This is a genomic window from Streptomyces sp. ISL-11 (genome assembly GCF_018614525.1).
In the GTDB taxonomy this organism is placed as follows: domain Bacteria; phylum Actinomycetota; class Actinomycetes; order Streptomycetales; family Streptomycetaceae; genus Streptomyces.
Genome location: NZ_JAGGOL010000053.1, coordinates 1 through 14,642 on the forward strand (window position 1 = coordinate 1; position 14,642 = coordinate 14,642).

Consider the following 14,642-nt stretch of genomic DNA (forward strand, 5'->3'; position numbering starts at 1 on the left):
CGCCCGCGGCCTGCTCGTCCCCACCCCCCACACCCGCCCCCAGGAGGTCACCGCCGCCCCCGAACAGGCCCCCGACCTGCTCAGCGCGGTCCGCCGCCTGCTGCCGGGCGCGAACGGAGCCAGATGACGGCGGGCACGCGCACCCTGGTGGTACGGCTCGACAGCGCCGGCGACGTCCTGCTCGCCGGCCCGGCGATCCGCGCCGCCGCCGCCTGCTCCACCCACACCACCGTGCTGTGCGGCCCCCAGGGCGAAGCCGCCGCCCGCCTCCTGCCCGGCGTCGACGACATCCTCGTCCACCACGCCCCCTGGGTCGGCTTCGACCCACCACCCCTGCGCCGCGACCACACCGACGCCCTCATCGACACCATCGCCGCCCGCCACTACGACCGCGCCCTGATCCTCACCTCCTTCCACCAGAGCCCCCTGCCGGCCGCCCTCCTCCTCAAAGCCGCCGGCATCCCCTACCTCGCCGCCGACAGCGAGCACTACCCCGGCTCCCTCCTCGACCTGCGCCACCACCGCACCCCCCACCGCCACGAAGCCCGCGCCATGCTCGACCTCGCCGAAGCCGCCGGCCTGCACCTGCCCCCCGGCGACGACGGCACCCTGCGCGTCCGCGGCACCGCCCCCACCACCCACCTCACCGGCGAAGACCCCTACCTCGTCCTCCACCCCGGCGCCGCCGTCCCCGCCCGCGCCTGGAGCGCCCCCCGCGCCGCCCGCGCGGTCGCCGCCCTGACCGCCGCCGGACACCGCGTCGTGGTCACCGGCGCCACCACCGAACGCCGCCTGACCGCCACCGTCGCCGGAACCCACGCCCTCGACCTCGGCGGACGCACCCGCCTGGCCGAACTCGCCGGCGTCATCGCCGCCGCCCGCGCCGTCATCGTCGGCAACACCGGCCCCTCCCACCTCGCCGCCGCCGTCGCCACCCCCGTGATCTGCCTCTTCGCCCCCGTCGTACCCGCCCACCGCTGGGCCCCCTACGGCGTCCCCCACCTCCTGCTCGGCCGCCAGGACGCCGGCTGCGCCGGCAGCAGGGCCCGCACCTGCCCCGTCCCGGGCCACCCCTGCCTCGACTCGGTCACCGACACCGAACTCCTGGCCGCCGTGGACACGCTGCTCGGCCACACCGCCGGCCCCGACCGGCCCGAACAGGAGGCCACCGTATGAACATCCTGCTGTGGCACGTGCACGGCTCCTGGACCACCGCCTTCGTCCAGGGCCCCCACACCTACCTCGTCCCCGTCACCGAGGACCGCGGCCCCGACGGACTGGGCATCGCCCGCACCTTCACCTGGCCGGACTCCGTCCACGAACGCACCCCCCGCCAACTGCGCGAGTGCCCCATCGACCTCATCGTCCTGCAACGCCCCCACGAGGAAGAACTCGCCCGCCGCTGGCTCGGGCGCACCCCCGGCCGCCACATACCCGCCGTCTACCTCGAACACAACGCCCCCCACGGCCCCCACGGCGAAGTGCCCGCCACCCGCCACCCCTACGCCGGCCGCGAGGACCTCCACCTCGTCCACGTCACCCACTTCAACCACCTCTTCTGGGACACCACCGGCACCCCCACCCGCGTCATCGAACACGGCGTCGTCGACCCCGGCCACCTCTACACCGGACACCTGCCCCGCGCCGCCGTCGTCGTCAACGACCCCCTGCGCCGCGGCCGCACCACCGGCACCGACCTGCTGCCCCACCTCAGCCGCACCATCGCCCTGGACGTGTTCGGCATGCGCACCGAACACCTCGCCACCCACCTGAACCTGCCCCCCGACCGCTGCCGCACCGCCGACCTGCCCCAGAGCGAACTCCACACCGCCATGGCAGCCCGCCGCCTGTACCTGCACCCCGTGCGCTGGACCTCCCTGGGCCTGTCCCTCCTCGAAGCCATGCACCTGGGCATGCCCGTCCTCGCCCTGGCCACCACCGAAGCCACCGAAGCCGTACCCCCCGGCGCCGGCACCCTCTCCACCCGCCCCGACGCCCTCGCCACCGCCGCCCGCACCTACCTCAACGACCCCCAGGCCGCGGCCGAGGACGGCACCCGCGCCCGCACCGCCGCCCTGGCCCGCTACGGACTCAAACGCTTCCTGCACGACTGGGACACCCTGATCGAGGAGGCGACACACCGATGACCCCCCTCGCCCGCGCCAGGATCGCCCTGGTCTCCGAACACGCCAGCCCCCTCGCCGTCCTGGGCGGCGTCGACGCCGGCGGCCAGAACGTCCACGTCGCCCACCTCGCCTCAGCCCTCGCCGACCGCGGCCACCACGTCACCGTCTACACCCGCCGCGACGCCCCCGACCTCCCCCCGCACACCACCCTGCGCCCCGGCGTCACCGTCCACCACGTCCCCGCCGGCCCACCCCGCCACCTGCCCAAGGACGAACTCCTGCCCCACATGGAACAGTTCGGCCACTACCTCACCACCCAGTGGACCCACCACCCACCCGACATCGTCCACACCCACTACTGGATGTCCGCCGTCGCCGGCCTCCACGCCACCCGCCACCTCGCCCTCCCCCTCGTGCACACCTACCACGCCCTGGGAACGGTGAAAAAACGCCACCAACGCCACGAGGACACCAGCCACCCCGACCGCATCACCTGGGAAACCACCATCGGCGACCACTGCCACCGCATCATCGCCACCTGCCGCGACGAAGTCCGCGAACTCACCGCCATGGGCATACCCGAAGAACGCTGCGCCATCGTCCCCTGCGGCGTGGACGCCACCCACTTCAGCCCCTACGGCCCCCTCGCCCCCCGCCGCCGGCGCCACCACCGCCTCCTGCAGATCGGCCGCCTCGTCAAACGCAAGGGCGCCGCCCTCTCCATCACCGCCCTCGCCACCCTGCCCGCCACCGAACTCCTCATCGCCGGCGGACCCCCCCAACACCACCTCCACCACGACCCCGAAGTACGCCGCCTGCGCACCCTGGCCCGCGAGACAGGCGTCGCCGACCGCATCCGCTTCACCGGCGGCATCCCCCGCGAACACGTCCCCACCCTGCTGCGCAGCGCCGACATCGTCCTGTGCCCCGCCGACTACGAACCCTTCGGCATCGTCCCCCTCGAAGCCATGGGCTGCGGCACCCCCGTGGTGGCCACCGCCGTCGGCGGCCAGCTCGACACCGTCGCCGACCCCGCCACCGGCCGCCTCATCCCCCCCGGCGATGCCACCGCCCTCGCCGAAGCCATCGCCTCCCTCCTGGCCGACCCCGCCCGCCGCGCCGCCTGCGGCGTCGCCGGCCGCCGCCGCGTCCTGAGCCGCTACGGCTGGGACCGCGTCGCCGCCGCCACCGAAGCCGTCTACCGCGACGTCCTGGCCCGCCACCCCGCCGCCGTCACCGGCGCCACCTGACCCCACCGGTCGGCCCCACCGCGCCGCAACCCACAGGCAAGGAGGCAAGAGCCACCCCGGCACCCGGGCCGGCCGGCTCGCACCCACCATGAACGAACCCCTGCACGCCGCCCACGCCCACTGCCAGTCCCTCCTGGACGCCCTCGCCCGCTTCCGCCACCACGGACTGCACCAGGTCGCCGCATGGGGCGAACACCTCGCCGCCGTCCTGCCCCTGGGCGGCCGCCTGCTGGCCGCCGGCAACGGCGGCAGCGCCGCCCAGGCCCAGCACCTGACCGCCGAACTCGTCGGCCGCTACCGCACCGAACGCCCCGCCTACTCCGCCATCGCCCTGCACGCCGACACCTCCAGCCTCACCGCCATCGGCAACGACTACGGCTTCGAAGAGCTCTACGCACGCCAGGTCACCGCCCACGGCCGCCCCGGCGACATCCTCCTGCTGATGTCCACCTCCGGACGCAGCCCCAACCTCCTCGCCGCCGCCACCACCGGCCGCGCCGCCGGCCTGCGCGTCTGGGCGATGACCGGCCCCCGCCCCAACCCCCTGGCCACCCGCGCCGACGAGGCCCTGTGCATCGAGGCCGACACCACCGCCACCGTCCAAGAAGCCCACCTGGTCGCCCTCCACCTGCTGTGCGAATCCTTCGACGCCGCCGAAACCCCCACCACCCCGGCCACCGGCGCACTCACCACCCCGGCCCCCACCACCGGCTGAAGGAGCCCGCGCCCATGAACCACCCCCAGCCCCTCGTCGTCGTCGGGGACACCCTCCTCGACCAGGACATCGACGGCGAAGCCACCCGCCTGGCCCCCGACGCCCCCGCCCCCGTCGTCGACGTCCGCCACCACCGCGCCCACCCCGGCGGCGCCGGCCTCGCCGCCGCCCTCGCCGCCCGCGACGGACGCACCGTCATCCTCATCACCGCCCTCGGCGACGACCACGCCAGCGACACCGTCCGCCAAGCCCTCACCCCCCGCCTGACCCTCCTCGAACTCCCCCTGGACGGCACCCTCCCCGTCAAAACCCGCGTCCGCGCCGGAGACCGCCCCCTGGTCCGCATCGACGACGGCGGCGGCACCCCCGGCCCACCCGACGACGCCGTCCGCCAAGCCCTGGCCGACGCCTGCGCCGTCCTCGTCGCCGACTACGGACGCGGCACCGCCCACGCCGTACGCACTCACCTGCAGGCCACCGCCCGCCGCGCCCCCGTCCTGTGGGACCCCCACCCCAAAGGCGACCCGCCCGTACCCGAAGTACGCCTGGCCACCCCCAACGCCGCCGAAGCCCGCGCCCTCGCCCCCAGCACCCCCCTCACCCCCGACGACGACTCCCTGCGCGCCCACGCCCTGCGCGGCGCCCTCCTCGCCCGCCACTGGGCCGCCGCCGCCGTCGCCGTCACCCTCGGCGAACGCGGCGCCATCCTCACCCGCGGCGGCAGCGACAGCCCCATGCTCGTCCCCCCACCCCACCCCGCCCCCGGCGACCCCTGCGGCGCCGGCGACTGCTTCGCCGCCGTCGCCGCCGCCGCCCTCGGCGACGGCGCCCTCCCCGAAGAAGCCGTCCAGCGAGCCGTCGCCGAAGCCGCCGCCTTCGTCGCCGCCGGCGGCGCCGGCAACCCCCGCCTGTGGGACCCCCAGAGCCCCCCCGCCCCCACCCCCCACCACCCCCACGACCCCTTCGCCCTCGCCCACTCCGTACGCGCCCGCGGCGGCACCGTCGTCGCCACCGGCGGCTGCTTCGACCTCCTGCACGCCGGCCACGTCGGCCTCCTCGAAAGCGCCCGCCGCATCGGCGACTGCCTCATCGTCTGCCTCAACTCCGACGACTCCATCCGCCGCCTCAAAGGCCCCGGCCGCCCCCTGACCCCCGAAGCCGACCGCATCCGCGTCCTGTCCGGCCTCGGCTGCGTCGACGCCGTCGCCGTCTTCCGCGAAGACACCCCCGAACCCCTCCTGCGCCGCCTGCGCCCCCACATCTGGGCCAAAGGCGGCGACTACAGCGCCGACACCCTCCCCGAAGCCGTAGCCCTCGGCGAATGGGGCGGCCAAGCCGTCACCCTCCCCTACCTCGCCGGCCGCTCCACCACCGAACTCACCCGCCGAGCCGCCCGATCCCACCGAACACCCCGCCCATGACCCCCGCCCCCGCACACCAGCCCCCACACCACCCCGCGGCAGCGGGGGAGCCGGCCGGCCTCTCCGGCCCGGCCCGCCTGTCCGTATCACCGGACCCCGCGCGGGGCCGGCCCGTGACCCGCAACTACCCGCTGCCCGTGCGGCATCGCCCCGTGGCCCCGCTGGTGATCGCGCACTCCTCCGCTCCGGAAGCCCGCCCATGACCCCCCACCCCGGCCGCCCCCGCCTGCTCGTCCTGCGCGCCCTGGGCCTGGGCGACCTCCTCACCGCCGTCCCCGCCCTGCGGGCCCTGCGCCGCGCCCACCCCGGCCACACCCTCACCCTGGCCGCCCCCGCCCGCCTGGCCCAGGCCGCCACCGCCACCGCCACCATCGACGACCTGCTGCCCACCCACGCACCCGGCCGCACCGTCCCCACCACCCTCCCCTGGCACGGACCACCCCCCGAACTCGCCGTCGACCTGCACGGCAACGGCCCCCCCAGCCACCTCCTCCTCACCAATCTGCGCCCCGCCCGCCTCTACGCCTACGCCCACCCCCACACCCCCCAACTACCCGGACCCACCTGGCACGAGGACGAACACGAACGCCTGCGCTGGTGCCGCCTGCTGCACTGGTACGGCCACCCCGCCGACCCCGCCGACCTGCACATCCCCCCACCCCAGGCCCCCTCACCCGCCCCCGGCGCCACCGTCATCCACCCCGGCGCGGACGCCGCCGCCCGCCGCTGGCCCCCCGAACGGTTCGCCGCCCTCGCCCACGCCCTGCACCACACCGGCCACCACGTACGGCTCACCGCCGGCACCGGCGAAGGCCCCCTCGCCCACCACATCGCCCGCCAGGCCGGCCTGCCCCCCACCACCGTCCTCGGCGGCACCACCGACCTGCCCTTCCCCCAACTCGCCGCCCTCATCGCCCACGCCCGGGCCGTCATCGCCGGCGACACCGGCCTCGCCCACCTCGCCACCGCCCTGGCCACCCCCTCCGTCACCCTCTTCGGCCCCGTCGCCCCCCGCCTGTGGGGACCGCCCCCCTCACCCCGCCACCGCGTCCTGTATCACCCCGACCCCGACGACCACCCCCGCCCCGGAAACGCCCACGGCCCACGCCCCGACCCCCGGCTGCTGCGCATCACCACCGCCGAAGTCCTCACCGCCGTCACCCACCTGCCCACCCCCGCCCACCCCACCGCGGAGCCCGTCCCATGACCCCCGACCCCCGCGTCGGCGTCGTCGTCATCACCCGCAACCGCCGCGACGAACTCCTGCACACCCTCGACCGCCTGACCGCCCTGCCCGAACAACCCCCCATCGTGGTCGTCGACAACGACTCCACCGACGCCACCGCCCAGGCCGTACGGGCCCACCACCCCCACATCACCCTCCTCACCCCCCACCGCAACCTCGGCGCCGCCGGCCGCAACCTCGGCGCCACCGCCCTGACCACCCCCTACATCGCCTTCGCCGACGACGACTCCTGGTGGCAGCCCGGCGCCCTCACCCACGCCGCCGACCTCTTCCAGACCCACCCCCGCCTCGCCCTGATCGCCGCCGCCACCCGCGTCGGCCCCGACGGCCGCCCCGACCCCCTCAACCACACCCTGGCCACCTCACCGCTCGGCCACGCCCCCGACCTGCCCGGCCCCTCCGTCCTGGGCTTCCTCGCCTGCGCCGCCGTCGTACGCCGCGCCGCCTTCCTCACCGTCGGCGGCTTCGACCCCCTCCTGCACTTCGGCGCCGAGGAAACCCTCCTCGCCCTCGAACTCGCCGCCCACGGCTGGGGCCTGGCCCACTGCCCCCGCGTCATCGCCTGGCACCACCCCCACCCCACCCCCCGCACCGGCCGCCCCGCCCGCATCCTGCGCAACGAACTCCTCACCGCCTGGCTGCGCCGCCCCCTGCCCCACGCCCTGGCCCGCACCTGGGCCCTGGCCCGCACCTGCCCCGCCGACCCCCAGGCCCGCACCGCCCTGGCCGCCGCCCTGCGCCTGCTGCCCGCCGCCCTCGCCCGCCGCCGCCTCCTGCCCCCCGCCGTCGAACGCGGCCTGCGCACCCTCGAAACCACCCCCCACCCCGCACTCCGTGCGCCGTGACAGGAGAACCCCCTGTGAGAGCCGACCCGCGCACCACCGTCGTCGTCATCACCCGCAACCGCCGCGACGAACTCCTGCACACCCTCGACCAGTTGGCCGCCCTGCCCGAACAACCCCCCGTCACCGTCGTCGACAACGCCTCCACCGACGCCACCGCCCAGGCCGTACGGGCCCACCACCCCCACATCACCCTCCTCACCCCCCACCGCAACCTCGGCGCCGCCGGCCGCAACCTCGCCGCCCGCCTCGCCACCACCCCCTACCTCGCCTTCTGCGACGACGACTCCTGGTGGGAGCCGGGCTCCCTCACCGCCGCAGCCGACCTCCTCGACACCCACCCCCGCCTCGCCACCGTCACCGCCCGCATCCTCGTCCACCCCCACCCCCACCCCGACACCCCCCACCGGCACGACGAGAGGGCACCCCGGGAGGACCCCATCGTCACCGAACTGCGCCACTCACCCCTCCCACGCCCCCCATGGCTGCCCGGCCCCGCCCTCGGCTCCTTCCTCGCCGCCGCCACCGTCCTGCGCACCGGCGCCTTCCGCACCGCCGGCGGCTTCTCGCCCCGCCTGTGGCTCGGCGGCGAGGAAGAACTCCTGGCCGCCGACCTCGCCGCCGCCGGCTGGTGGCTCACCTACGCCGACCACCTCACCGTCCATCACCGCCCCTCACCCCACCGCGACGCCCGCCTGCGCCGCCGCCACGGCATCCGCAACACCCTGTGGTGCAACTGGCTGCGCCGCTCCGCCCCCACCGCCCTGCGCCGCACTGCCCACCTCGCCCGTACCGTCCCGCGCGACGCCACCTCCGTACGCGCCTTCGCCGAAGCCGCCGCCGGCCTGCCCTGGGTCCTGCGCGAACGCCGCCCCCTGCCCCCCGCCGTAGAGGCCCGCCTGCGCCTGCTGGAAGCCCCGCAGAAGACCTCCGCCGCCCGCCGCTATGTCGGCTGACCCCCCGCCGGCCACCCACCGGCCGGCTGCCCGCCAGGACACCGGGGGCGGCCAGGCCGCCCGCCAGGCCCGGGCCTGTCAGGACACTCAGGGCCGCCAGGACATACAGGCCCGTCAGGACGCCCGGGCCCGTCAGGATGCACAGGGCCGCCAGGACGCCCGGGCTCACCAGGACACTCCGGCCCACCCAGGCACCCGGGGGACCCCGGCCAATCAGGCCACCCCGGCCGCCTCCGGCACCTGGACCGCATCTGCTGTCCGAGCCACGCGAGCCACGTCAGGCAGCAACGCAACCCCGTACGCCCGAACCATCCACCTCGTCCCGGCCGCTGGGAGCGTCCAGGCTGTCCCGGCCGCCGCTGGAACCGTCCCGGCCACCTCGGCCGCTGGGAGCGTCCCAGCTACCTCGGCCACCGGGAGCCCCCGAACCGCCCCGGCCGCCTCCGGCACCTGGACCGCATCTGCTGTTCAAGCCACGCGAGCCACGTCAGGCACCAACGCAACCCCGTACGCCCGAACCATCCACCCCGTCCCGGCCGCTGGGAGCGTCCCAGCTACCTCGGCCACCGGGAGCCCCCGAACCGCCCCGGCCGCCTCCGGCACCTGGACCGCATCTGCTGTCCGAGCCACGCGAGCCACGTCAGGCAGCAACGCAACCCCGTACGCCCGAACCATCCACCCCGTCCCGGCCGCTGGGAGCGTCCAGGCTGTCCGGGCCACTGGAGCCGTCCCGGCCACCCCGGCCGCTGGAGCCGTCCCGGCCACCCCCGCCACCGGGAGCCCCCGGACCGCCCCGGCCGCCTCCGGCACCTGGACCGCATCTGCTGTTCAAGCCACCCGTGCCACCTCAGGCACCAACGCAACCCCGCACGCCCCAACCACCCACCCCGTACCGGCCGCTGGGAGCATCCCGCCCACCGCGGCCCCCGGGAGCCCCCCACCCGTTCCGACCACCGGGAGCCTCCGGACCACCCCGGCCACCGGGAACCCCCCGGCCGTTCCGGCCACCGGGAGCCCCCGAACCCCTCCGGACGCCCGGACCACCCCGGCCACCGCGAGCCCCCGGACCACCCCGACCACCCGAACCACCCCGACCACCCCGACCACCCGAACCACCCCCACCGGAAACACCCGCGGCCCCCGCCGCCCCCGCATCCTGCTCACCGGCTGGTTCAGCTTCCTGCACGGCGAGGTCACCGCCGGCGACATGCTCGCCGCCCACGCCGTCCAGGACACCCTGCGCCGCGCCCACCTGCCCCACGACACCGCCTGGTCACCCGTCTTCCGCCCCCACGCCCTCCACCTGGAGACGGCCGACCCCGCCCGCTACACCCACCTGGTCTTCGCCTGCGGCCCCCTCCACTCCCGTCCCGCCCCCGACGGCACCAGCCCCCTGCTCGACCTGCACACCCGCTACGCCCACTGCCACCGCATCGCCGTCGGCGTCTCCGTACCCGACCCCACCGACCCCGCCGCCACCCTCTTCGACGACCTCCTGCACCGCGACACCGCCGGCACCACCCCCGCCACCGACCTCAGCCTCCACACACCCCCGCCCGGCCGCCCCCCGCTGCTGGGCGTCATCCTCACCAACGGCCAGCACGAATACGGCCCCCGGCGCCGCCACACCACCGTCACCCACGCCCTGCGGGACTGGCTCACCACCGTCCAGGCCGCCCGCCTGCCCCTCGACACCCGCCTCGACAGCCGCGACTGGCGCCTGCCCGCCACCCCCGACGAACTCCACACCGTCCTGACCCGCCTCGACGCCGTCGTCACCACCCGCCTGCACGGCCTCGTCCTCGCCCTGCGCGCCGGCGTCCCCGCCCTCGCCATCGACCCCGTCGCCGGCGGCGCGAAAGTCACCGCCCAGGCCACCGCCCTGGGCTGGCCCGCCGTCCTGCCCTGCGAAGACGCCCGCCCCGATCGCCTGAACCCCCTCCTGAACTGGTGTCTCTCACCCCAGGCCCGCACCCACGCCGCCACCCACACCACTCACCCCCACCCCACCACCCCCACCCTCCTCGACCACCTCCTGCACCGCCTCGACCTCACCCCTCAACCCCCCACGGACTGACCCATGCCGCACCCCACCCAGACCATCCACACCGTCTCCCTCACCGGCCCCCACACCGACGACAACGACACTCTCCTGCGCACCGGCCTGACCAGCACCCCCAAGCACCTGCCCACCCTCTTCGGCTACGACCGCACCGGCTCCGCCCTCTACGAAGAGATCATCCGCCTGCCCGACTACTACCCGGCCACCGCCGAACGCCGCCTGCTGAGCACCCACGCCACCCACATCGCCCGCACCACCGCCGCCACAGCCCTCATCGACCTGGGCGCCGGCGCCGCCGAGAAGACACCCCTGCTCCTGGAACCCCTCGACCGGCACACGGGCCTGACCGCCTACACCGCCGTCGACATCAGCGCCCAGCCCCTGCGCGACGCCGCCCACCGCATCCACCACCGCTTCCCCCACGCCCGCGTCACCACCGTCCACGGCGACTTCATCCCCGCCCTGAACTGGCTGCGCCACCGCGGCGAACACCGCCTGCTGGCCCTCCTGGGCAGCACCTACGGCAACCTCTCACCCACCGAACGCCACCGCTTCCTGCACGCCCTGCGCGACGCCTGCGGCCCCACCGACCACTTCCTGCTCTGCGCCGACCTCAGCGAACCCGCCGACGCCATCGAACGCGCCTACAGCGCCGGCTACCACGGCCCGCGCCCCGTACGCCGCCTGGCCGCCCTCAACTGCCTCACCCACCTCAACCACCGCTACGACGCCGACTTCGACCCCACCGCCTTCCACCCCGAGATCACCTACGACCGCCGCACCCACGACGTCCGCGCCACCCTGCGCAGCCTGCGCACCCAGCACGTGACCCTGCCCGGCCTCGGACTCGGCGTCACCTTCACCACCGGCGAGCAGGTCACCCACGCCCTCCTGCACAAATTCACCCTCCCCGAGCTCCTCACCGAGGTCGCACAGGCCGGCTTCCACCCCCTCCACCACTGGACCGAGCCCACGTACCAGTACGCCGCCCTCCTCTTCCGCTGAAACTCCCCGCCGGAAGCCGCCGACGCAGACGCCCACCCCACCCCGCCCGGCCACCACCGACCGGCAATTTCCCGCCAACCACGTTGCACACCTGACCCCCGGCAGTCGCTATAAGGGGCAGAGGAGGCACCAGCGCTCCTCCGGGGTGCGGGGGACCGCCTCTCGAACCATGTGGGAGGGGACGTCCGACTCCGTGATTCCAGATCACCACAACGGCATGTCCGGCCGCGCACGCGACCGCGGCCGGGGGCAGAACCGGCGGCAGGGAGACCGAGGGTGACGCGATCCCGCCGCGAACCGGCGGACGTGCTGCCGATGCGAGAACTCCCCGAACTGCCGCCCGACTTCCGCGCCTTCCACCAGCTCTACCGCGGACCGTACGTGCACTGGGCCGAGCTCTACCTCAGCAACCGCGCCGACGCCGAAGAAGCCGTCGACCACGCCTTCGAACAGCTCTACTTCGGCTGGAGCGACGTCCTGGAACAGGAAAACCCCAACGCCTTCGCCTGGGTCGTCGTCAAGAACCGCACCATCGACCACGCCCGCGCCCGCGGCCGGCGCCCCGTCGTCATCGACACCGCCGCCTTCGAGACCACGGCCCTGCACCACGCCGTCGACCCGATCGGGCAACTGGAGGAGAACCTCGCGATCTACGGAGCCATCCGCGCCCTCCCCGAACGCCAGCACGACGTCATCGTCCTGCAGTACTGCCTCGGCTACACCACCCGCGAGACCGCCGACATCCTGGGCATCACCCAGGCCGGAGTACGCTCCAACGTCCGCTACGCCAAGCACCGGCTGAAAGAAGCCCTCGGGCTGGAAGAAGGCGACGAGAAGATGAGGCCCGATGACCGAGCCCATTGACCAGGCACTGTCCCGGGCCCGCCTCAGGCACCGCCCCTGCGCCGTCACCGAACACAGCGAAGCACGCCTGTCCGCCCGGATCGCCGAACGCATGTGGTGGGGAGCCCTGCGCTTCGACGACCAGATGGAACCCGCCCGCACCGCCGCCGTCCGCACCACCCAGCGCGACGCCCTGCCCCACCGCGCCTTCCACCGCCACCTGCGGATCCTGTGCGAGACCGTCATCTCCCAGGACCTGTACAAACTCGGCGCCTTCCTCGCCCGCCGCATCCTCGAACCCGACGGCGCCCTCGTCCTGGGCTGCGTCCTGCAACTGGCCGACCGCGAGGACTCCGCACGCTTTTGGTGGCAGTTCGCCGCCGGCGCCGGCGACAACGCCGCCGCCTGCTGCCTCTACCTGCACCACATGGCCCTGGGGGAGCGGCGCGAGGCCGACCTGTGGCACCGCCACGCGGGCCTGGAGGACCACATCCCCAAAGTCCCCGAATCCCTCACCCGCAACGACCTCGACACCGCCCTGCGCATCCTGGACAACCTCCGCGAAGGCGCCAGCACCATCTCCCCGGCCGCCACCGCCGTCATCGCCTACGTCCCCGACGCCGTCGGCTACGTCGAGGAGGTCGACCTCCCCCTGCCCGCCCCCGACTTCGCCGCCCGCATCGAAGAACTCACCGCCACCGCGTAACCCCGCCCACCCCACCGCCACGCCCCCGGGAAAGGAGCGTGGCGGACACGACCGGCCAACAGACGCCCGCGGCCGCGGACCGCGACGACCGGAGACCCACCGGCGCCCCCGCAGCAGCCGACGCAAGGACACCCCGCGCACCCCCGCACACCGGCCCCCGCGCGCCCGCAACCGGGCACCGCACCGGCGCGCCCCCGCCCCCGCCCGCCGCTACAGTGCCCGCATGCGGCTCCTGCTGACCTCCGACACCCACCTGCCCACCCGGGCCAAGGCGCTGCCGGAGGAACTCCTGGCCGCCATCGACGACGCCGACGTCGTCCTCCACGCCGGCGACTGGACCGACACCGCCACCCTCGACCTCCTCACCGCCCGCGCCCGCCGCCTCATCGCCGTCCACGGCAACAACGACGGCCCCGAACTGCGCGCCCGCCTGCCCGAGACCGCCCACGCCCGCCTCGGCGGCCTGCGCTTCGCCGTCGTCCACGAGACCGGCCCCGCCCAAGGGCGCGAACAACGCTGCGCCGAGCGCTTCCCCGACACCGACGTGCTGGTCTTCGGCCACAGCCACATCCCCTGGGACACCACCGCCCCCGGCGGCCTGCGCCTGCTCAACCCCGGCTCGCCCACCGACCGCCGCCGCCAGCCCCACCGCACCTACATGACCGCCCGCGCCGAGGACGGCCGCCTGGAAGAGGTGACCTTGCACCCGCTCCGGGCGCCCGCGGGCCGCATGCCGCGCCGCTGACCGGGTACCCGCCGGGACCCACCCGTTTGCCGGTGGGCACCCGACACCGACCGGAGGTGGGCGCCATGGCCCGGCCCAAGCCCTACAAGCGTGCGCGCGACGAGAAGGAACCGGGAGCGCACTCCGGCAAGGAGAGCCAGGCGCGCGAACGGACGGTGCCCGGCACGGCGAGCGCCCGCGAGGGCTACCAGAACGAGGGCGGCACGGCCCGCGGCGAAGCCCTCGAAGGAGTCGGCGAGCGCCCGCGCAAGGCCAGGAAGCCGGCACGCGACGACCGGCCCGGCACCTGAGAGGACCCCTCATGACCGACCGACGGGGCGAAGAGCCCGCCGGCGAGGGCGCGGCCGTGCCCCGGGACCTGCCCGACCAGCAGGCGGGCGGCACCCCCGGCCCCGACCCCTGGACCCCCGAAACCCCCGAGACCCCCGAAACCCCCGAGGAAGCCGAGGAGCCGGAGGAGACCGAGGACACCCACACCCCCCAGGCCCCTCCGGAGCCCGACGACACCCCCGGTCAAGGCCCCCCACAGGAGCCCCCGGACTGAGGCCGCACCCGGGACCCGTACCGCACGGGCCCCGGGGCCGGGCCGGTGGCGGGCGCGAGGAATTCACGCCCGACGCGAAGGCCGCACGGAGCCCGGCCGCAGACCGGGCGGAGGTCCCAGGAGAGGCCCGACGCCGCGCCCCCGGGCCGTGCCCCGCGGCCGCGCCCGCCCTGCGGGGACC

The 14,642-nt window shown here is 75.5% G+C and carries 15 protein-coding genes; all 15 read left to right on the forward strand.

Features of this window, described 5'->3' with window-relative positions; genetic code table 11:
* Positions 1-123 precede the first annotated feature (123 nt).
* The 15 genes from J7E86_RS13205 (at position 124) to J7E86_RS13275 (ending at position 14,461) form a co-directional block, all read left to right on the forward strand.
* A complete protein-coding gene (locus J7E86_RS13205) occupies positions 124-1,176 on the forward strand; it encodes a glycosyltransferase family 9 protein (RefSeq protein WP_215081833.1) in 1,053 nt (350 codons plus the stop codon).
* The gene (locus tag J7E86_RS13210) at positions 1,173-2,147 is read left to right on the forward strand and encodes a glycosyltransferase (protein WP_215081834.1); all 975 of its coding nucleotides are present in this window, start codon (positions 1,173-1,175) and stop codon (positions 2,145-2,147) included. The genes J7E86_RS13205 and J7E86_RS13210 overlap by 4 nt, the downstream gene beginning before the upstream one ends.
* Positions 2,144-3,376, forward strand: a complete 1,233-nt coding sequence (locus tag J7E86_RS13215) for a glycosyltransferase (RefSeq protein ID WP_215081835.1) — start codon at positions 2,144-2,146, stop codon at positions 3,374-3,376. The genes J7E86_RS13210 and J7E86_RS13215 overlap by 4 nt, the downstream gene beginning before the upstream one ends.
* Before the next feature lie 88 nt (positions 3,377-3,464).
* Entirely contained in the window at positions 3,465-4,091 is a 627-nt protein-coding gene (locus J7E86_RS13220; protein ID WP_215081836.1) for an SIS domain-containing protein, read from the forward strand.
* 14 nt (positions 4,092-4,105) lie between these two features.
* Entirely contained in the window at positions 4,106-5,512 is a 1,407-nt protein-coding gene (locus J7E86_RS13225) for a PfkB family carbohydrate kinase (protein ID WP_215081837.1), read from the forward strand.
* A gap of 199 nt (positions 5,513-5,711) precedes the next feature.
* Positions 5,712-6,719 (forward strand): glycosyltransferase family 9 protein, encoded by a 1,008-nt coding sequence (locus tag J7E86_RS13230; RefSeq protein ID WP_215081838.1) that lies wholly within the window; start codon positions 5,712-5,714, stop codon positions 6,717-6,719.
* Positions 6,716-7,603: a glycosyltransferase family 2 protein gene (locus J7E86_RS13235; protein WP_215081839.1), complete on the forward strand. Its 888-nt coding sequence runs from the start codon at positions 6,716-6,718 to the stop codon at positions 7,601-7,603. The genes J7E86_RS13230 and J7E86_RS13235 overlap by 4 nt, the downstream gene beginning before the upstream one ends.
* 14 nt (positions 7,604-7,617) lie before the next feature.
* Positions 7,618-8,556, forward strand: coding sequence for a glycosyltransferase family 2 protein (locus J7E86_RS13240; RefSeq protein ID WP_215081840.1), 939 nt, complete (start codon positions 7,618-7,620; stop codon positions 8,554-8,556).
* Between the two features lie 1,207 nt (positions 8,557-9,763).
* A complete protein-coding gene (locus J7E86_RS13245) occupies positions 9,764-10,633 on the forward strand; it encodes a polysaccharide pyruvyl transferase family protein (RefSeq protein ID WP_215081841.1) in 870 nt (289 codons plus the stop codon).
* A gap of 3 nt (positions 10,634-10,636) precedes the next feature.
* Positions 10,637-11,623 (forward strand): L-histidine N(alpha)-methyltransferase, encoded by a 987-nt coding sequence (locus J7E86_RS13250; RefSeq protein ID WP_215081842.1) that lies wholly within the window; start codon positions 10,637-10,639, stop codon positions 11,621-11,623.
* 276 nt (positions 11,624-11,899) lie between these two features.
* Positions 11,900-12,487 carry a sigma-70 family RNA polymerase sigma factor gene (locus J7E86_RS13255; RefSeq protein ID WP_374223796.1) on the forward strand — a complete coding sequence of 196 codons (588 nt, stop codon included), beginning with the start codon at positions 11,900-11,902 and terminating at the stop codon, positions 12,485-12,487.
* Positions 12,471-13,172, forward strand: coding sequence for a hypothetical protein (locus J7E86_RS13260; RefSeq protein ID WP_215081843.1), 702 nt, complete (start codon positions 12,471-12,473; stop codon positions 13,170-13,172). The genes J7E86_RS13255 and J7E86_RS13260 overlap by 17 nt, the downstream gene beginning before the upstream one ends.
* A 223-nt stretch (positions 13,173-13,395) precedes the next feature.
* Positions 13,396-13,917, forward strand: a complete 522-nt coding sequence (locus J7E86_RS13265; RefSeq protein ID WP_215081844.1) for a metallophosphoesterase — start codon at positions 13,396-13,398, stop codon at positions 13,915-13,917.
* 65 nt (positions 13,918-13,982) lie between these two features.
* Positions 13,983-14,207, forward strand: coding sequence for a hypothetical protein (locus J7E86_RS13270; RefSeq protein ID WP_215081845.1), 225 nt, complete (start codon positions 13,983-13,985; stop codon positions 14,205-14,207).
* Between the two features lie 11 nt (positions 14,208-14,218).
* Positions 14,219-14,461, forward strand: a complete 243-nt coding sequence (locus tag J7E86_RS13275; RefSeq protein ID WP_215081846.1) for a hypothetical protein — start codon at positions 14,219-14,221, stop codon at positions 14,459-14,461.
* Positions 14,462-14,642: the final 181 nt, after the last annotated feature.